This window comes from Moraxella cuniculi (assembly GCF_900637105.1).
GTDB lineage: Bacteria > Pseudomonadota > Gammaproteobacteria > Pseudomonadales > Moraxellaceae > Moraxella > Moraxella cuniculi.
Genome location: NZ_LR134343.1, coordinates 2141484 through 2160527, shown reverse-complemented (window position 1 = coordinate 2160527; position 19044 = coordinate 2141484). Strand labels below are relative to the sequence as shown.

Here is a 19044-nt window from a genome sequence, read left to right as displayed (position 1 = left end):
TTACTCGCTTGGAATCACAACCATCACACGGCGGTTTTCTTGACGACCAGCATCAGTGCTGTTGGTAGCAACTGGACGAGATTCACCAAAACCTTGAGCGGTCAAACGATTGGCTGCGATGCCGTGATTTTTGATAAGGGCTTCACGCACAGCATTGGCACGACGCTCTGATAGGCGTTGGTTGTAGGCATCAGAACCAACAGAGTCGGTATGACCTTCGATGATTGCCTTGGCATCTGGGTATTGAGACAAGAATGCCGCTGCTTTGGCAACTTCGCCTTGGTATTGTGATTTGATGTTTGATTTGTCAAAGTCAAACAAGATGTTCAAGCGAACATTTGGGCGAGTTTCTACATAGTATTCAGTCGGTGCTGGTACTGGAGCTGGAGCTGGCACAACAGGTGCTGGTACTGGAGCTGGAGCTGGGCAGTTTTCAGGGTTTACACGGCTGATTTGATGGTTTTGTTTGTAAGTTTTGTCGGCAGACAATACTTGTCTTGCTTGTTCAGCACTGATTTGTTGTAGCACTGGGACATAGTTTTGTTCTGTGCCAACTAGGAAGTACTGAGTTTCGCCTGCTTTTAGATTGATGGTAGCAGCACCGATGGCCAAGTCATTAACTTTGGCAGCGGTTGGGATAGCACTTAGCTTAACATTGCCAGCACATACCACACCTGCTGAATAATGACCATCTTGCAAGCTGGTTAGGAAACGACCATCAAGACCGATGTTGGTGCTTGATTCAGGTGCAACTTGATTGTTGGCACTTGGGCGAATAAACACAACACCAGCAGTACGATCGCTAAGTTGTAGATTGTTCAAATCACCAGAAGCTGATTTGGTCCATTTAACATGAGAGCTGCCAGGCACAACCACAGTATTTGCCGAAGCAGACACTGCAAAACTTGCCGCAGCAATCGCTGTTGCCAGCGAAAGATGTTTGATAGTTAGCATAGTTTACCTTAGAAAACAGGGCATTAAACAACACCCGGATGAACAAAATACACCAAAACCACAGCAATTAGCCAAACCCAAACACAGGGTGGTTTTGATGGGTGGGGAGTGGGAAGATGGTTGCAAGATACAAGAAATTTTTTATATTATATTAAATTATTGTTTAGTTTTTATAAAAAAACTTCCTCTGATTTAGAGGAAGTTTGTAATAAGTCTGGCAAAAAATCAAATCAACGCTCAAGAATACAAGTTACCCCTTGTCCTCCAGCGGCACAAATGGAAATCAATGCACGACCCGAGCCTTTTTGGGCAAGCAGTTTGGCAGCGGTTGCCAAAATACGCCCACCTGTGGCTGCAAATGGATGCCCAGCGGCCAAACTTGAGCCATTGACATTGAGTTTGTTGCGGTCAATGCTGCCCAATGGTGCATCAAGCCCCAGTCTGTTTTTGCAAAAACTTTCGTCCTCCCAAGCGGCAAGCGTAGCAAGCACTTGTGAGGCAAACGCTTCATGAATTTCATAAAAATCAAAATCTTGTAAGCTAAGCCCAGCTTTGGCAAGCATTTTTGGCACAGCATAAGCAGGTGCCATTAACAAGCCCTCGGTCAGTCCTTGCTTGCCAATAAAATCAACCGCAGCAGTTTGTTGATGGGTGATGTACGCCAAAGGCTCAAAGCCATGTGCCGCTGCCCATTCATCACTGGCAAGTAGAACGCAAGAGGCACCATCAGTCAGTGGGGTGGAGTTGCCAGCAGTCATGGTTGGGTTGGCGTTTTTTTTGCCAAAAGCAGGCTTTAGCCCAGCGAGTTTTTCAAGTGTCGTGTCAGCACGCAGATTATTATCAACGCTCAAGCCCTTATAGGGGGTGATTAAATCATCAAAAAATCCCGCCTCATAGGCACGAGTAAGATTTTGGTGGCTGGCATAGGCAAGCTCATCTTGTGCTGTGCGAGTGATGTTCCACTCTAGAGCAGTGATGGCTTGGTGCTCACCCATGGATAAGCGGGTGCGTGGCTCGCCATTTTCGGGCAGGGCGAGTAGATTTTTTGGGTTAATGCTACCAAGTGCTGCCAATCGCTGTTTGGCGGTTTTGGCATTGCTAAGTCGCAATAAGGGTTTGCGTAAACCATCGCCAAGAGCAATCGGTGCGTCAGAGGTGGTGTCTGTGCCACCTGCGATACCGCTATCAATGATGCCAAGGGCGATTTTGTTGGCGACGGCAAATGCAGCTTGCAGCCCTGTACCACAGGCCTGAGAGATGTCATAGGCAGGTGTGGTGGCGGCAAGTTCGGTATTAAGTACAGCTTCTCGTGTTAGGTTTAGGTCGCGGCTGTGTTTTAGCACCGTGCCTGCAACGACTTCGCCAATGGGTTTATTTGCCAAGTCAAATCTTGCGACCAAGCCGTCCAAAGCAGCACTTAGCATATCAATATTGCTGGCATCGGCATATACGCCATTGCTGCGAGCAAAAGGAATGCGATTACCGCCCAAGATGGCGACTTTTTTGATGGTTGTCATGGCTTATCCTTATTACTATCTGCAAAATATTGAGCTGCCTTGATTTGGCAACCGTTATGCCTAGCTTAGCATTATTGACGGCGAATGTGGGAAAAATTCACAAATTATAACAAAATATTATTAAAAATGCCCAAATCATGCAAAATAGTTATTATGGCTGTGGTTTAATAGATGAATAATTATTAACAATAAGTTAAATAAATAATCAAAAAACTCCGTGCTTATGGTTGATATTAATTGGTTTTAATGCAAAATATATAAGATTAATTTGCAACAAGTCATGTTATTTTGCTGTTTAAATAGCCGTCTGTCTGTCTTGACTTGTCAAAATTTACCTTGCTCATACACGATGGTAAAAATTTTCAGTTGTGCAAGTGGTCAAAGCCACCTTTAGCATTTGTGATAATTTTACTTAATCAACCAAAAAGCACGATTTATCATTATTGTTGTTTTGTGCTACAATGGGGCGTTGTATTTGTATAAGATTTGGTCGGAAGGCATCTTGTGCTTAGTATTGTTGATGTGGCATTGCTAAGTATGGGTGTTTGACAAAAACAGGTTATTGTCTTATCAAGGAGTATTTATGAGCGATCGTTATGGGGAATTGGTGCAATCACCACTGGGCAGAAAAGTAGCAAAAAATCTTGGCTTGCCAATGCCAATCAAACTTGACCGCTATGAGCTGGGGCAGCCTGTGGTGCGTGGTGAGTTGGCACTGGGGCTGTCGGCAGGCGATGATAATTCGGTATCTGATGCATTGGCTGATATTTTGCAGGTGCATCAGGCGAAGATTGCCTGTAGTGAGCCTGAGCGTTTTGCTCTGCCAAGCAGCTCAATCAAGACGCGTCTGGAGGACGAAAATGCACGCTTTAAGGTGGTGATTTTTGATGCCAGCAATATCAAAAGCAGCGAGCAGTTGCAGCAGTTGTATCAATTTTTTCAGCCGCTGGCTCGCCGCATCAAGTCATCAGGTCGTGTGATTGTCATCGGTCGCCCTGAGTGCTGCACTGGCACAGATGTCGGTTTTGCCTTAGCACAGCGTGCTTTGCTGGGTTTTGTTAAGTCTATCACCAAAGAATTCAAACAGGGCATCACCGCCCAAGTGCTGTATGTAAAAAAAGGAGCAGAATCAGAGCTTGCTTCGGCACTTGAGTTCTTTATGTCAGCAAAATCTGCCTATGTATCAGCACAAGCCGTTACCATTGTTGATGCTTATCAGTCTGCCACGCCGAGTGAATTGACAGCTTTTGCATCAAACAAATCTTTGCTTGACAAAAAAATACTGGTAACAGGTGCCAGTCGCGGCATTGGTGAGGCGATTGCACAGGTGCTGGCTCGTGAAGGTGCCAAAGTCTATTGCCTTGATATACCTGCCAATTTGGCACAATTGCAAAAAGTTGCAGGGCAGATTGGTGGTCATGCACTTCCGCTGGATATTACCGCCGATGATGCTGCCGAGCAGATTGTCCGTGCGTGTGGCGTGCTTGATGGCGTGGTGCATAATGCAGGCATTACACGAGATAAGACTTTGGCAAAAATGAGCCAAGAGCAGTGGGATTTGGTGATGCAGATCAACCTTGCTGCCATCGTGCGTATCAACGATTATTTGCTTGAGAACAGTGGGCTTAGCGATACAGCTCGAATTGTGTGCGTGTCATCAATTTCGGGCATTGCTGGCAACTTAGGTCAGACAAATTACGCCACCAGCAAGGCAGGAGTGATTGGACTGACACAGGCAACAGCCAAGCTATTTGCTGGCACGGCACGCACCATCAACGCCGTTGCACCCGGATTTATTGAGACCAAGATGACCAGCCAAATCCCCTTTGCAATCCGTGAGGCAGGTCGCCGTATGAACTCAATGAGCCAAGGCGGTGAGCCTGTTGATGTTGCCGAGACCATCGCATGGCTATTATCGCCTCGCTCGGGCGGCATTAATGGCAACATTATCCGTGTTTGTGGTCAGAGTTTGTTGGGTGCTTGATGGGATTTTGTGAATTGTTTGATGATGTAAAAATTTTCTAAAGAGATTTTGTTGTCATTTTAAACAATTCATACAGTTTTTTGCACCAAGGGAGAAATTATGTCAGATTTACAATTTCAAGAGTTGCCAAAGCTGCACACCACTTATGCCAATGTCATCAAAAGCCTGCTGCCATCTGCTGACAATAAGGCAACCAGTCTGCCCAGTGGCGTATATACAGTGCAAAAATTAGCAATCGACCAAAGCAATTTGCGTGAATATCGCAAAATCTGCGGTTTTGTTGATGATGGTCGTGTGCCAGCGACTTATTTTGCAGTATTGTCGCAAACTTTGCAGATGAATATGATGGCAAGGCATGATTTTCCTTTTGCCATGCTTGGGCTTGTGCACATCGCCAACAGTGTCGTGCAGCACCGTGTGATTTTTGATACTGAGACGGTGAGCATGTCTGTGCGTTTGGACAATCTACAGCCGCATGACAAGGGGCAGCAGTTTGATTTTATTACCACAGTCAGTGTTGCAGATGAGCTGGTTTGGCAAGGGGTTTCGACCTATTTATCTCGCCAAAAAAAGAACAAGCAGCGAACTGCTGGCGATACCAAACAGCCTGTCGCTGCCAAAATGCAACCAGTGGCAGGCGGTGTGGCACAAGAGATTGTCATCGATGAGGATATTGGTCGCCGTTATGCTTTTGTTTCTGGGGATTTTAATTTGATTCATCTGCATCCTTTGTCGGCTCGTGCTTTTGGTTTTCCGCGAGCAATCGCCCATGGTATGTGGACAAAGGCTCGCTCACTGGCGACAATTTCTCGTCAATACACTCTGCCTGCTGCATTTCGTGTAGATGTTTCGTTTAAGCTGCCAGTATTTTTGCCATCAACGGTGGAGCTGATTAGCGATGAACCATGCCAGTTGGGCATTGAGTTTGCGATGTATGCCAAAAACAGCGACAAAACGCACCTGCTTGGCACAATTGCTTTTTTATAAATCAATAAATATAGGAAAATCAATGCAGTATGCAGATTTTCAAGCGACATTAGACGCTTTGCAATTTGATGATGCACCTGCTGGCGGTGCTTTGGTGATTTATCATCAAGGCGAGCAGGTGGTTTGTGCCAGCACAGGGCAAGCACTGCCAAACCAGCCGTGGTCAGACCAAACTTTGTCGGTGAATTTTTCTATCGGTAAGGGTGTGATGGCAACCTTGATTGCCATTTTGGTATCGCAGGGATTGCTGGAATATGAGCGACCTGTTAGCTATTATTGGCAGGATTTTGCCAAAAACGGCAAGGCGGATATTTTATTAAGTGAAGTCTTAAGCCATCGTGCTGGTTTGTTTGATATCAGTTCGGTGGCAAGTGATGCCGCGATATTGCTTGACTGGACGCAGATGCTTGATAGGGTTGCTGCCATGCCTGTCTGTATACCAAAAGCACAAAACAAGGAAAACTATGCCAGTGCCTACAGTGCGTTGGTGTCAGGCTGGGTGCTGGGTGGTGTGGTTGAGCGAGTAACTGGTATGTCGCTTAATGAAGCCTTGCAGCGATATTTGGCCGAGCCGCTTGGGGTGTCAGGTCAGTTGTACTATGGCATCGATGCCTCTTTGTTAAATCAGATTGCCAAGCCAGTGCGGTATTTTTATGAATCGCCCAATGACACCACGGTGCGTCGCAAACCTGTGCTAAAGCCAGACAGTGAGGCGGTGCTTGAAAAATTAACCCAGCTTTCTGCCGCCAAGTGCTGGCAAGAGGCACTGATGGGGCAAAAGCTCACCACCGCCAATATCAATCGCCTGTATTTTGATACCAGTCGCATGAATTTGAGCAATTATAAGAATGCACTCATGCCCAATGCCAAAGATGGGCTGGAGTATCATCGTGATGATGTGCTGATGGCGTGCATTCCAGCGGCAAATGGCGTGTCCACCGCACAGGCTTTGGCACGCATCTATGCCATGCACGCAGCCGATGGTGTATGGCAGGACAAGCAGTTCATTCGTCCTGAGGTCATGGCTCGGTTGCGTCTTGTGCAAACTGATGGCTTTGATGCGGTCATGCCAGCAAATATGCGTTGGCGTATGGGGTTTCATCGCTTATTTGCTCTACAGCAGACCGATGGCTATGGGCATATGGGTTATAATGGTTCGGTGGCATTTTGTGATCCCAAACGCAGGCTTGCTTTTGCTTTTATTCATAATTTTGACACTACCATGCTCAACGATATCAGGCAATTTGCCTTGTCCGAGATGGCGTTGGCAATGTTTGCACCGTGATGGAGCGGTGCTTATCTTTTAGCCTTGTTGGCATTATCAAGCAGATGGCACAACAAGCGTGAATGCGTATAACGATTTAGGAGTTTTTATGAAACAGCCAAAGGCACTGACTGTGATGATTTCTGCCGAGCAGATTGCCAGCAAGGTTACGCAGCTTGGTGAACAAATCACCGCCCATTATGCAACCAGCGACAAGCCGTTGGTGCTGATTGGGTTGCTGCGTGGCTCGGTGATTTTTATGGCAGATTTGTGCCGCAAGATTGACAAGCCGCATGAGATTGATTTTATGACGGTTTCTAGCTATCTGAACAAAACGACCATCTCTAGTGGCGATGTCAAAATCCTAAAAGACTTGGACAGCGACATTAAAGGCAAAGATGTGCTGGTGGTTGAAGATATTATTGATTCAGGGCGTACATTGGCAAAAGTTGTACAAATTTTACAAACGCGTGAGCCAAACTCGTTGCAGATTTGCACTTTGGTGAGCAAACCATCACGCCGAGAGGTTGAGATGGCAGTGCAGTTTTGTGGCTTTGAGGTTGAGGATAGATTCATCGTGGGCTATGGTTTGGACTATGATCAAAAATACCGCCACCTGCCATTTATTGGTGAGATTGGTTTGTAAGTTGCATAAAAAGTTTTGCCAAGTAGTTGCTTGGTTGGTTAATTGCCAATTATCATTTTGGCACTTGTCATTGCCCAAAAAAATCAAATGCCATCAAACAAATGATGGCATTTTTGCTGAAGGTTATTTATTCAGAAAGCTGCTTAAGGTATCGCTCATGCAGGCTTGTAGCGAGCCAACCACCACTTTTTGAGCCACTTGGGTGCGTGCTGTAGGGTCGATGGCGGCGGTAGCAACTTCGGCCAGGCTGACGGTTTTTGGTGCTTTGTCGGCAACGCAGCCACAGACAGTGTCAGAGACTTTGGCTTGTGTCTCTTGGGCCATGGCGACGCTGGCGATTTTCCAATATTGGTTTTTGTCAAGTTGGTTTTGGCAGCTTTGTTTGACCGCCGATTGGACAATGCCCATGCCGATGTTATTGGCAGTTGTGCCTACTTGAGTTGGGTCGGTGCTGGCACAGCCTGACAGGGCAATGATGGTTGCCAAGGTGGCAAGTTTGAAGCGTTTCATAAGCGTTCCTTTGGTTGGTTTTATAAAAATTAGCTAAATAAACTATCCAAAATACTTACAATTAAATGAAATATTTTGACGGTTTAATTTGGCTTATTTATCAAATAATCGTTTGACTTCATTGATTTTTTGCTTGCTTTGACCAAAAATATGCCGTGCTTTTTTGAGCAGTCGCAAAACCTGCACAAAGCGGCTTTCGGTAAAGGCTGCCTTGCCATCAGGAATCACCACCGAATTGCCAGATTCATCGATGGTGCGGCGTGCATCATTATCAAAGCCTTGCATTTCGCCCGTGTCGTCAGTTTTTTCATCTGTGATACGCACGATGGTTTGTTTTTCACGCAGTGGCGTGGTGTCAAACAGTGTCGCCAATGACATGTCCAAGGCGGAGCTTGCCGTGCGTTCGATTTTGTCCAAGTGCTGATATAGCTCAACAAACCATGGATCATAGTCAGCCGCCTCAAGTTGATCAAGCTCTTGGCGAATGGGCAGTGGATAGGGCAGTTTTTTATAAAATTGCCACAAATTGATGGTGTTTAGGTCGGTTTTGAGCAGATATTCGTTATTTCTGGTTTCGGTAATTAGGTCGTTTTGCTGCAATTGAGCCAAATACATACTCCACTTGGGCAGCTCTTTGCGACCAAGCATATTGCGTAGCTCGTTTTCGCTGACGGTTTCGCCATTTTGATAGCGTTTGTATGCCAAATTAAGCATATCAAGCAAGCTAAGCAACGGGTGGCGTACTGGCACTTCTTTGGTCTCAAAAATTGTCAGCGTGTAGCTGATTTGTACACCAAGCAGGATTAAATTCCATGACAAATACACCCACAGCAAAAAGATTGGCAGGGCGGCAAATGCCCCATAGATTGCCTCATAGCTGGTGAAGTTGGTCATCACAGTGCCAAAAACCTGCTTGAGACTTTCAAACAATACTGCAGTAACGATACCTGCGATGGCGGCATTTTTGATGGGAACTTGTGCTTTTGGGATAAACCAGTACATCAGCACAAAGCCACAGGTCATCAGGGCAAATGAGATGAGATATGCCCAAATGCCCCAATCAATACCATAGCCACCGATTTGACGGTTCAAAAAATCCACGCTCTGAATGGCACTTGACGCACCAAATGCCACGCCCAAAATCACAGGGCCTAAGGTGATAATCATCCAGTAACGCACAATGCTTGCTGCACCGCCTGAGCGGTCTTGCACACGCCAAATTTTGTTAAATGCGTGCTCGATGGTATTGAGCGTCATGATGGCGGTAATGAATAAACCTGCGACACCGATGATGCCAAGATTGCTTGATTTTTCGGCAAAGGTCTTGATATGCTCACTGATTTGATTGCCAGCAGCTGGGAACAGATTGGTAGAAATCATCTGCTGAACCTGCTCACGCAAATCCGCCAACGCTGGCACACTGGAGAATATCACCAGCACCACGGTCAGCATAGGAACAAGCGACAACAAAGTGGTATAGGTGAGACTGGCGGCTTTTTGTTGGCATTCGTCTTCCATAAAATGCCGTACCAATAACCGCAAATACATAAACCAAGCGTGATGTGCAAAGGGTAATTTGTTCAAAAAATTAGTCATGATAGCATCTTAGTGAGTGAGTTTGTCTATTAGTGTAACAAATCTGCTGTAATTTTACACAAGAAAAATTTTTGTAATTATGTATCTGTTATTGGGTATTTTGGCAATTTTACTTAGCTTGGTAAAATCGGCGGTTTGGTGTATTGGTTTTTGGATTTTCTGGTTTGGTTAATGATGAATGCAATGAAAAGTTATCTTGACTGCCAAAATCTTGTTATAATGCAGTTATGGGCTTGTGATTTTAGATAATAATGTGGGAAATGTATGACTGATTCTTATATTCTGGTGCTGTATGACAGCAACAAAAACACCACCAAGCAGTTGGCATATTTGATTGCCCAAGGGGTGAATAATGCAGGCATGGCGGTGAAAATTCGCCGTGTGCCAAAAGTTTCGCCATTAAGCGAGGCTGTGCTGCCAAGCATTCCTGATGAAGGCGATTTATATTGCAGCATTGATGAGCTGATTGATTGTGCTGGGCTGGCACTGGGCAGTCCGACGCATTTTGGCAATATGTCAGCTTCAATGAAGTACTTTTGGGACAATACGGTGTCGGCTTGGCTGGCAGGCGATTTGCAGGGCAAGCCTGCTTGTGTATTTACCAGTACAGGCAGTCAGCATGGCGGTCAAGAAAGTACGCTGTTGTCTATGATGTTGCCATTGTTGCATCATGGTATGTTAATCATGGGATTGCCTTATGCGTATCCTGAATTATCCAACACGACCAAAGGTGGCACGCCATACGGAGCAAGCCATGTGTCAGGTACGCAGCATCAATATCCTGTTAGCCAAGATGAGCAGGTGCTTGCCATTGCACAAGGTAGGCGATTGGCGATGTTGGCTCAAAAATTACAGGCGGGCAAAAATGAATCATAAGTATGATGACAAGGCGATTGTTGCAGCACGCCGTAGACTGTGGTGGTCTTGGTGCCTGTGGCTTGTGGTGGCATTGCTGCTGTATCCGTTGGCGGTAGTATCTGTGGTATCCTTGCCTTTGCCCTTGTGGCTTGGGGTGGTGGCTGAGCTACTTATGGTGCTGCCTGCATTGCTATGCACACCAGCGATAAAACGGGGTAGTTCGCCGTATGCGTTGATGTGGGTGAGCATGATTATGCTTATTTATTTGGGTCTGGCAGGCGTGCAGGTATTGATGAGTTTTTATGAAAAAGCACCAACATTGCTGTGGGTGATGCAGTTTATCCGTATGCTGGCATTGCTTGCGGTGAATTACTGTTTGTTTATCCTGCTTAAGCGATTGCCCGCCATGCATAAGCAGTACAATGCCGACTAAGTCAAATCAGCGATGATTTTGGCATTACTTGGTCAAATTAGTCGGTTAATTGACTTTATGGCAATAGTGATTGTGCTGATTAATGTGCCACTTATAACAGAGCAGTACCAGCTGGATAATGGACTGCTCTGTATTTGTCTTAGATGGCAGATAGCCAAAAATTACCCCATCAGTTGATTTTGGTTAGCTCCATAGAGATGGTCTTGCCATCGTTGGTTTGGCTGACTTTGATCGGCAGATAATTTAGCGTGGGAGCCAGCCAAAAGCTGGTTGCACGATCTTTGTCATCATGAATGCGATCGATGCGTATCGTGTCATAAGTGCCTGCTGGTACGGTGATTTTGGTATTGCCTGTGCGTTTGAATTTGGTGTTTTCAATTTGGCTTCGTTTGACCAAAAGATAATTTCCTGTGAACTTACCATTGAGCAACTCTTGGCGGATTTGAGCTTCTAGGCTTAAATCATCAAAGGCTTGTTTAGGCATGGCAAGCGTGGTGCTGTTGTTTTTATAGGTGCTGATGACGCTTTTATTGGTATGATTAAAGCGAATTTCATGTGTATAGCCCACGCCTAAAATACGCATGGAGAGTTTGGCTGAATTTGGTATGATTTGCCCACCGTTTAGGCTAAATTTCGCTTCTTGGTTTAAGGTGGAGATGCCAGCAGCACGAGCATTGACGCTGTATTGATAGCTGTTTGCATTTTTGGTCAGTGTGCGTGTGGCTGTGCCTGTTTTGCCATCGGCACTGACCTTATAAGTGGCAGAAAATGCCGCCAAATCACCAGCAGTTGCCAAGGTAGATAGGCTGGTTGTCCCTGCTACTGCAGTGCTGGTAAACAGTGCTTTTAAAAAGTTTGCTCGTTTCATTATTATCCTTAAAGTATAGACTTTATATTTGTCAATTGCTGATTGTGTTTGATATTGGGTTTGTTTTTGCTTGTGCTAATTATTGGTGGTATTTTTACACCAAGTTTAAAACGCCAAGCAGTTGCGGTTATAATGGATAAATTTTGTTACATTTTCAAGGGCAAATGCTCATGATTGTTTGAGTTTTTTGTGTCGCAATCGTCATTTTCTTGCACAGAGTTATACCAACGATGCGTAAATTCACAGTTATTTGGTGAAAATGTAATCAAATGATACTTTTTGTAAACTTATTAATGGGTGAAAAATCGCCAAATGGCAGAAATTTTTTGACTTTTTTCTTGAAATTTATCCAGCAAACTCCATTTTACAAAACATCTTAGGCTTTTGTGCCGATATTTTTTATTGACAACCAAAATGGAGTGATTATGAAAATTCGTCCACTACACGATCGCATTGTCGTTCGCCGTACCGAAGAAGAGCAAAAAACCGCAGGGGGTATTTTATTGCCAGGTTCTGCCACCGAAAAACCACAACAAGGCGAAGTGCTTGCTGTTGGCAACGGTCAAATCACCGACAATGGCGTACGCTCATTGGATGTAAAAGTTGGCGATACCGTACTGTTTGGTCAATATGCTGGTCAAACTGTCAAGGTTGATGGCGAAGAGCTTCTGATTATGAAAGAATCTGATGTGCTTGGCGTGTTAGAGGCTTAATGCTTTTGACACTATGTTAAATTGCTAATAAACATAATTTATTTTAATTTAAGGAAACTATCATGGCAAAAGATGTAAGTTTTGGCACAAATGCTCGTGAAAAAATGATTGATGGCGTGAATATTTTGGCAAATGCTGTCAAGGTAACTTTGGGTCCAAAAGGTCGCAATGTGGTGATTGATAAATCATTTGGTGCACCAACCATCACCAAAGACGGTGTTTCTGTTGCCAAAGAGATTGAGCTTGAGGACAAGTTTGAGAATATGGGTGCACAATTGGTGCGTGAGGTGGCTGCCAAGACCAATGATGTTGCAGGCGATGGCACAACAACGGCAACCGTATTGGCACAGGCAATCTTGGTTGAGGGCATGAAAACCGTTGCTGCAGGCATGAACCCGATGGATCTAAAGCGTGGTATTGATAAAGGTGTGCGTGCTGCTGTTGCAGAAATCAAAGCACTATCAACCCCAGCCAACGACCATAAGGCAATCGCTCAAGTTGGCTCAATTTCGGCAAACTCAGATGCCACCATCGGCGAGCTTATTAGCCGTGCGATGGAGACCGTTGGCAAGCAAGGCGTGATCACCGTTGAGGAGGGTTCAGGCTTTGAAGATGCGTTGGAAGTGGTTGAGGGCATGCAGTTTGATCGTGGTTATATCAGCCCATATTTTGCCAACAAGCAAGACAGCCTAACTTGCGAATTTGACAATCCGTTTATCCTATTGGCGGACAAAAAAATCAGCAATATTCGCGAAATCGTGCCTTTGCTTGAAAAAGTCATGCAAACCAGCCGTCCGCTACTTATCATTGCTGAAGATGTAGAAAATGAAGCATTGGCAACTTTGGTGGTGAATACCCTGCGTGGTGGTCTGAAAACTTGTGCGGTAAAAGCCCCCGGCTTTGGCGATCGCCGCAAAGCAATGTTGCAAGATATTGCTATCTTGACAGGTGGCGTGGTGATTTCTGAAGAAGTTGGACTGTCGCTTGAAGCTGCCGAAATTGAACATTTGGGTACTGCCAAAAAAGTTACCATCGGCAAAGAAAACACAGTGATTGTTGATGGTGCTGGCGACAAGGCAGCCATTGATGCCCGTGTTGAATCTATCCGCCGTCAAGTTGAAGAATCAACCTCTGAATACGACAAAGAAAAGCTACAAGAACGCGTGGCAAAACTATCAGGCGGTGTTGCTGTTATTAAAGTTGGTGCAGCCACCGAAACCGAAATGAAAGAGAAAAAAGACCGCGTTGATGATGCTTTGCACGCAACTCGTGCAGCGGTTGAAGAAGGCGTTGTACCAGGTGGCGGTGTGGCGTTGGTGCGTGCATTGGCAGCACTTAATGAGCTAAAAGGCGATAACGAAGACCAAAATGCTGGTATCAATATCCTACGCCGTGCGATGGAGGCACCGCTGCGTCAAATCGTAACTAACGCAGGCGATGAGGCCTCTGTGGTTATCAATGCAGTAAAAAATGGCACAGGCAACTATGGCTATAATGCTGCAACTGGCGAATATGGCGATATGATCGAGATGGGCATTTTGGACCCTGCAAAAGTAACTCGTTCTGCCTTGGAACACGCTGCTTCTGTAGCAGGTCTGATGCTGACCACTGAGGTGATGATCACCGATTTGCCTGCCAAAGATAATGCTGCTGCAATGCCTGCTGGCATGGGCGGTATGGGTGGCATGGGCGGTATGATGTAAACCGTTCGATTGTGGGCTGATGCACTATGGTGTCAGCCACGCTTAAGAATTTGACACCCTAAATAGCAGATGGCAAAAATACTTTTGGCATCTACAATCCCCAAAATCTTGCTGGTTTTGGGGATTTTTTAAGTCAAATTTTTGACGAAAAATGCTTGACTAATATTACAAAACCGCAATAATGAAAATTAGAAAATTAGAAAATTAGAAAATTAGAAAATTAGAAAATTAGAAAATTAGAAAATTAGAAAATTAGAAAAATTAGAAAATTAGAAAATTAGAAAATTAGAAAATTAGAAAATTAGAAAATTAGAAAATTAGAAAATTAGAAAATTAGAAAATTAGAAAATTAGAAAATTAGAAAATTAGAAAATTAGAAAATTAGAAAATTAGAAAATTAGAAAATTAGAAAATTAGAAAATTAGAAAATTAGAAAATTAGAAAATTAGAAAATTAGAAAATTAGAAAATTAGAAAATTAGAAAATTAGAAAATTAGAAAATTAGAAAATTAGAAAATTAGAAAATTAGAAAATTAGAAAATTAGAAAATTAGAAAATTAGAAAATTAGAAAATTAGAAAATTAGAAAATTAGAAAATTAGAAAATTAGAAAATTAGAAAATTAGAAAATTAGAAAATTAGAAAATTAGAAAATTAGCAATACGCCATTACGGCTGATGATTCGTGGCTGGTGGCAAGGTTAATCTTGCCCAAGAGATATTCTGACGAAAAAATAGGGGCTGATTTGCCCCTATTTATGCCAAGTAATTTTCTGCCAAGTAATCAAGCAGCAGGTTTGATGACAACTTCATCGCTGGTTTGCTTTAATCGTTCAACATTGGCTGCATCTGTCGCGGGTGAAACAGCAGGCGTGGACTTTGGCTGATAGTTCAAGCCCAAAGTACGGCTGGTATTGCGGCGAACTTCATCAAGCAAGGTAGCATCTTTTGACAAATCTTTGCCGTATGATGGAATGATTTCTTCAATTTTTGCCTTCCATTTGCCTTGAACCTGCTCAGGGAATGATTTTTCTAGTAGGTTTAGCAAAATATGTGGCGAGGTTGATGCACCTGGTGAGGCACCCAGTAGGGCGGTAACAGTACCGTCTTCAGAGCTGAAAATCTCTGTACCAAATTGTAATTTGGCTGGTTCATTTGGCAGTTTTTTGATGATTTGCACACGCTGACCGCCTTGTACTGCTGTCCAGTCTTCCAGCTTGGCATTTGGATAGTATTTTTGTAGCTCTTTTAGGCGTTCGTCATCACTTAGCATGACTTGGCTGATTAAATATTTTACCAAATCAGTATTCTCAAGACCGATATTAATCATCGGTAGAGCATTATCCTTGGTGGCTGACTTGATAAGGTCAAGCTGCGAGCCATTTTTTAGGAACTTGTTAGAATAGGTGGCAAATGGGCCAAACAGCACATATTTTTTGCCATCAACATAGCGAGTGTCAATGTGTGGCACAGACATTGGCGGTGCACCCAATTCAGCCTTGCCGTACACTTTGGCGGTGTGTGCTGCAGTGATGGCAGGATTGTCGGTCATCAGGAACAGTCCGCCAACAGGGAAGCCTGCGTAATATTTGCTTTCTGGCAGGTCGGTGTATTGCAGTAATTTCACCGCTGCACCACCAGCACCAATGAAGACAAAGCGAGTTTTGGTTTGGCTAAGCTCACCTGTTTTTAGATTTTTGACGCTCACTGTCCAAGTTTTGTCAGCATTACGGCTAATTCCTGTTACTTCGCTATTGGTGGCAAGTGAAAAATTGGCGTTTTTGCTTAGGCTGTCAATCAGCTGTGTGGTGATTGCACCATAATTGACATCTGAACCAATGTCCATGCGTGTGGCAGCGACTTGTTGGTTGGCATCACGGCCTTGCATCACCAGCGGCGACCAGCGTTCGATTTCTGCCTTGTCTTCGGTATAGACCATGTCGGCAAATAAAGGTGATTTTACCATCGCTTGATAGCGGCGTTTGAGATAATCAACCTCATTGCCCCAGACAAAGGCGATGTGCGGCACAGGGTTGATGAAGGTATTTGGCTGACCCAAGCGACCGTTTTGTACTTGATATGCCCAAAATTGCTTGGCGACCTCAAATTGGCTGGCGATGTTTTCGGCACGCTTGATGTCAATGCTGCCATCGTCAGCTTGTGGCGTGTAGTTCATTTCCATAAAGCCAGAATGCCCTGTGCCAGCATTATTAAAGGCGTATGAGCTTTCTTGGGCAACCGTATCAAGTCGCTCGTACATTTGGATTTTCCAGTCAGGTTCAAGCTCATTCAGATAAGTACCCAGCGTGGCACTCATGATACCGCCACCGATTAGCACAGCATCAACGACAGGCTCGCCATCGTTGCCAGTAACAGGTTTGCTGGCGACAGGGCGGAATAAAAATACCAAGATTGCCAGCAGGATGAGTGCCAGTACAATTAGTAAATAACGCAAAAATTTTTTCATAATAACACTTATTGGATTAATAAAAAAACGCCCCCAGCGACAGAAATAAAGACAACTCCTGCTTGGTCGGCGTAGAAAAACGGTCTATTATACCCCATCATTCACCAAAAGTCATCAAGCACTGATTGATGGTGTGCGTTTGCTGTGGTTTTGCAGTATAATACAGTTGTGGCATTGTGCCGCATGATTTATAAGCCCAAAACAAAGGATAGACCATGAAAAACCGTATCTGTGCGACGCTGCTTGTGGTATTGTGTGGCGTAGCTGCTGCCCTGCCGACAATAACCCATGCCAAGACTGGCAAAAAATCAGTTTCGCTGACTGCCACAGAGCGGAAGATGCTTGGCAGGTGGTTTTGCCAAGCGACTTGGAATCCACTCTTTGAGATGCTATCTTTTGTCACCATTGATTATCGCCCTGATAGAACTTATCAAGCCGAAGAGGTCGGGCAAATGACTTATGATGAACTGACGGGCTTGTGGCGTGTTGGCTACCAAGGAAAGTGGTCAGCCCGAGATGATAGCTATCAGTGGCAGATGCAGACAGTACATAGTCCAAAATTTGATGATGTGCTCCTTGCAATAAATGATGGGGAGCTTGAGCCTAATTATGAACCCACTACGGTAGAAATCCAAAAACTTGATGACAAAAACTTGATATATAAAATCACCGAACGGGATTCGGAGTCGGAGATAGCCACAATGAACTGCAAACGCTAAATTTATGATGAATTTTGGCAAAAAGTATAAAAAATAGCGAAATTGCACTATAATAAGCACCCTTAATCAACCAATAACAAATCAATGGTGGGCGGACTATGGCTGTATTGCATCCACAATTTAACCCAGTGGCACTGGATTTGGGCGTCATCAAGCTGCATTGGTATGGCTTGATGTATTTGCTTGCTTTTGCGGCGGCGTATTTTTTGGCATGGCAGCGTACCAAAAAGCGTGAGGATTTTAATGCCCAGATGGTATCAGATTTGGTGTTTTTTGGCTCATTGGGCGTGATTTTGGGCGGTCGCATTGGCTATGTGCTGCTTTATAACTTTGGTGAGTTTTTGGCAAATCCATTATATCTGCTGCGTGTTTGGGAAGGGGGCATGAGTTTTCATGGCGGCTTTGTGGGTGTCTTGGTTGCCATGTGCTATTTTGCTTATAAATATAAAAAGTCAGCTTTTACCGTGCTTGATTTTATTGCTCCGTGCATACCGACAGGGCTACTGTTTGGGCGAATTGGTAATTTTATCAATGGCGAACTGTGGGGGCGTGTTTCACAAGCAAATGCGTCTTATTTGATGTATTTTCCGCAAGCAGCAGATGCCGATTTTCAGCTACTACAAGCTGAGCCAAGCCTACAAAGTCTTGCCAGCAACATCGGCGGTTATTTGTTATTGCCACGCCATCCCTCGCAGTTGTATCAAGCAGCAACGGAGGGTGTGTTGTTATTTGTGCTTTTGTGGTGGTTTAGTGCCAAGCCTCGTCCACGCTATGCAGTATCGGCGTTATTTTTGTTGGGTTATGGCATCAGTCGCTTTATTACCGAATTTTTCCGCCAGCCAGATGTCGGCTACCAGCTGATTTTTGGTTGGATGAGCAAAGGGCAATTATACAGCGTGCCGATGATTGTCGCGGGTGTTATTTTGATGATTATGGCGTATCGCAAACCGATTTATGACTGGAAAATAACCCAATGAAACAATATTTGCAATTATTACAGCATATTCTAGACAATGGTGAGGATAAATCTGACCGAACAGGCACAGGCACTCGCTCGGTTTTTGGTTATCAAATGCGTTTTGATTTGGCGACAGGTTTTCCGCTGCTAACGACCAAAAAAGTACACATCAAATCCATCGTCCATGAGCTGCTTTGGTTTTTAAAGGGTGAAACCACCATTGACTATCTGACCGCCAATCAAGTAACCATTTGGGATGAGTGGGCAACCGATGAGCAGACCGCACGCTTTGGGCGGCAGGCAGGGGACTTGGGGCCTGTGTATGGTCATCAGTGGCGAAATTTTGGGGCGAGCAAAGATGAGGCTGGCAACTATCGTGATGATGGTTTTGACCAGATTTCTTGGCTGGTGAATGAAATAAAAACCAACCCAAACTCACGCCGACTCATTGTCTCTGGTTGGAATCCCAACGAGGCAGCCGCAGTGGCTCTGCCACCTTGCCATACGCTGTTTCAATTTTTTGTGCAGCAGGGCAAATTGTCTTGTCAGCTGTATCAACGCAGTGCTGATGTATTTTTGGGCGTGCCGTTTAATATCGCAAGTTATGCACTTTTGACCCACATGATTGCCCAAGTGTGCGATTTGCAAGTGGGTGAATTTGTTTGGACAGGTGGCGATACGCATCTATATAGCAACCACTTTGAGCAGGCTCGTTTGCAGTTAAGTCGCAGCCCCATGCCGCCATGCCAGCTGTGGCTCAATCCGCAAGTGCGTGATATCTTTGATTTCACCTTTGAAGATATTAAAATTCTTAATTACCAATCACACCCTGCCATCAAGGCAGAAGTGTCTGTTTGATGGATGGTGCT

The 19044-nt window shown here is 44.6% G+C and carries 17 protein-coding genes; 11 read left to right on the top strand and 6 right to left on the bottom strand.

The annotated features are described in order from the left end of the window. Both EL162_RS09765 and EL162_RS09760 read right to left on the bottom strand, forming a co-directional pair. Complete coding sequence (locus EL162_RS09765; protein ID WP_076555830.1) at positions 1–954, bottom strand: OmpA family protein; 954 nt, start codon at positions 952–954, stop codon at positions 1–3. A 230-nt stretch (positions 955–1184) separates the two neighbouring features. Next, positions 1185–2471: an acetyl-CoA C-acetyltransferase gene (locus tag EL162_RS09760; protein ID WP_126331594.1), complete on the bottom strand. Its 1287-nt coding sequence runs from the start codon at positions 2469–2471 to the stop codon at positions 1185–1187. Between the two features lie 583 nt (positions 2472–3054). Between EL162_RS09760 and EL162_RS09755 the strand changes: the two genes are divergently transcribed. The 4 genes from EL162_RS09755 (at position 3055) to hpt (ending at position 7352) form a co-directional block, all read left to right on the top strand. Continuing rightward, positions 3055–4455: a 3-oxoacyl-ACP reductase gene (locus tag EL162_RS09755; protein ID WP_126331593.1), complete on the top strand. Its 1401-nt coding sequence runs from the start codon at positions 3055–3057 to the stop codon at positions 4453–4455. A gap of 99 nt (positions 4456–4554) precedes the next feature. Continuing rightward, entirely contained in the window at positions 4555–5442 is an 888-nt protein-coding gene (locus EL162_RS09750; RefSeq protein WP_126331592.1) for a MaoC family dehydratase, read from the top strand. A gap of 22 nt (positions 5443–5464) precedes the next feature. Continuing rightward, positions 5465–6727, top strand: coding sequence for a serine hydrolase domain-containing protein (locus tag EL162_RS09745; protein WP_126331591.1), 1263 nt, complete (start codon positions 5465–5467; stop codon positions 6725–6727). Between the two features lie 88 nt (positions 6728–6815). Further along, a complete protein-coding gene (gene hpt / locus EL162_RS09740) occupies positions 6816–7352 on the top strand; it encodes a hypoxanthine phosphoribosyltransferase (RefSeq protein ID WP_126331590.1) in 537 nt (178 codons plus the stop codon). 123 nt (positions 7353–7475) lie between these two features. Here hpt and EL162_RS09735 read toward each other — a convergent pair whose 3' ends face one another. Both EL162_RS09735 and EL162_RS09730 read right to left on the bottom strand, forming a co-directional pair. Beyond that, positions 7476–7862 (bottom strand): hypothetical protein, encoded by a 387-nt coding sequence (locus tag EL162_RS09735; RefSeq protein WP_126331589.1) that lies wholly within the window; start codon positions 7860–7862, stop codon positions 7476–7478. Positions 7863–7955: 93 nt separating this feature from the next. Further along, positions 7956–9458: a YihY family inner membrane protein gene (locus tag EL162_RS09730; RefSeq protein ID WP_076555823.1), complete on the bottom strand. Its 1503-nt coding sequence runs from the start codon at positions 9456–9458 to the stop codon at positions 7956–7958. Positions 9459–9722: 264 nt separating this feature from the next. On the opposite strand from EL162_RS09730, the gene wrbA reads away from it, so the two are divergent. Both wrbA and EL162_RS09720 read left to right on the top strand, forming a co-directional pair. After that, the gene (gene wrbA / locus EL162_RS09725; protein WP_126331588.1) at positions 9723–10334 is read left to right on the top strand and encodes an NAD(P)H:quinone oxidoreductase; all 612 of its coding nucleotides are present in this window, start codon (positions 9723–9725) and stop codon (positions 10332–10334) included. Then, a complete protein-coding gene (locus EL162_RS09720; protein ID WP_126331587.1) occupies positions 10324–10749 on the top strand; it encodes a hypothetical protein in 426 nt (141 codons plus the stop codon). The genes wrbA and EL162_RS09720 overlap by 11 nt, the downstream gene beginning before the upstream one ends. Positions 10750–10918: 169 nt before the next feature. Here the strand turns inward: EL162_RS09720 and EL162_RS09715 are convergent, their stop codons facing one another. Beyond that, entirely contained in the window at positions 10919–11617 is a 699-nt protein-coding gene (locus tag EL162_RS09715) for a DUF3108 domain-containing protein (protein ID WP_126331586.1), read from the bottom strand. 422 nt (positions 11618–12039) lie between these two features. On the opposite strand from EL162_RS09715, the gene EL162_RS09710 reads away from it, so the two are divergent. Both EL162_RS09710 and groL read left to right on the top strand, forming a co-directional pair. Further along, on the top strand, positions 12040–12330 hold the full coding sequence (locus EL162_RS09710; protein ID WP_169835308.1) for a co-chaperone GroES: 291 nt from the start codon (positions 12040–12042) through the stop codon (positions 12328–12330). A gap of 59 nt (positions 12331–12389) precedes the next feature. Continuing rightward, entirely contained in the window at positions 12390–14033 is a 1644-nt protein-coding gene (gene groL / locus EL162_RS09705) for a chaperonin GroEL (RefSeq protein WP_170161460.1), read from the top strand. A gap of 782 nt (positions 14034–14815) precedes the next feature. On the opposite strand, the gene mqo is transcribed toward groL, so the two are convergent. Further along, positions 14816–16498: a malate dehydrogenase (quinone) gene (gene mqo / locus EL162_RS09700; RefSeq protein ID WP_126331584.1), complete on the bottom strand. Its 1683-nt coding sequence runs from the start codon at positions 16496–16498 to the stop codon at positions 14816–14818. A gap of 215 nt (positions 16499–16713) precedes the next feature. Here mqo and EL162_RS09695 point away from each other — a divergent pair, with 215 nt between their 5' ends. From EL162_RS09695 to EL162_RS09685, 3 genes are all read left to right on the top strand, one after another. Continuing rightward, on the top strand, positions 16714–17217 hold the full coding sequence (locus EL162_RS09695; protein WP_126331583.1) for a hypothetical protein: 504 nt from the start codon (positions 16714–16716) through the stop codon (positions 17215–17217). Between the two features lie 98 nt (positions 17218–17315). Then, entirely contained in the window at positions 17316–18194 is an 879-nt protein-coding gene (gene lgt / locus EL162_RS09690; RefSeq protein WP_126331582.1) for a prolipoprotein diacylglyceryl transferase, read from the top strand. Then, on the top strand, positions 18191–19033 hold the full coding sequence (locus EL162_RS09685) for a thymidylate synthase (protein ID WP_126331581.1): 843 nt from the start codon (positions 18191–18193) through the stop codon (positions 19031–19033). The genes lgt and EL162_RS09685 overlap by 4 nt, the downstream gene beginning before the upstream one ends. Positions 19034–19044: the final 11 nt, after the last annotated feature.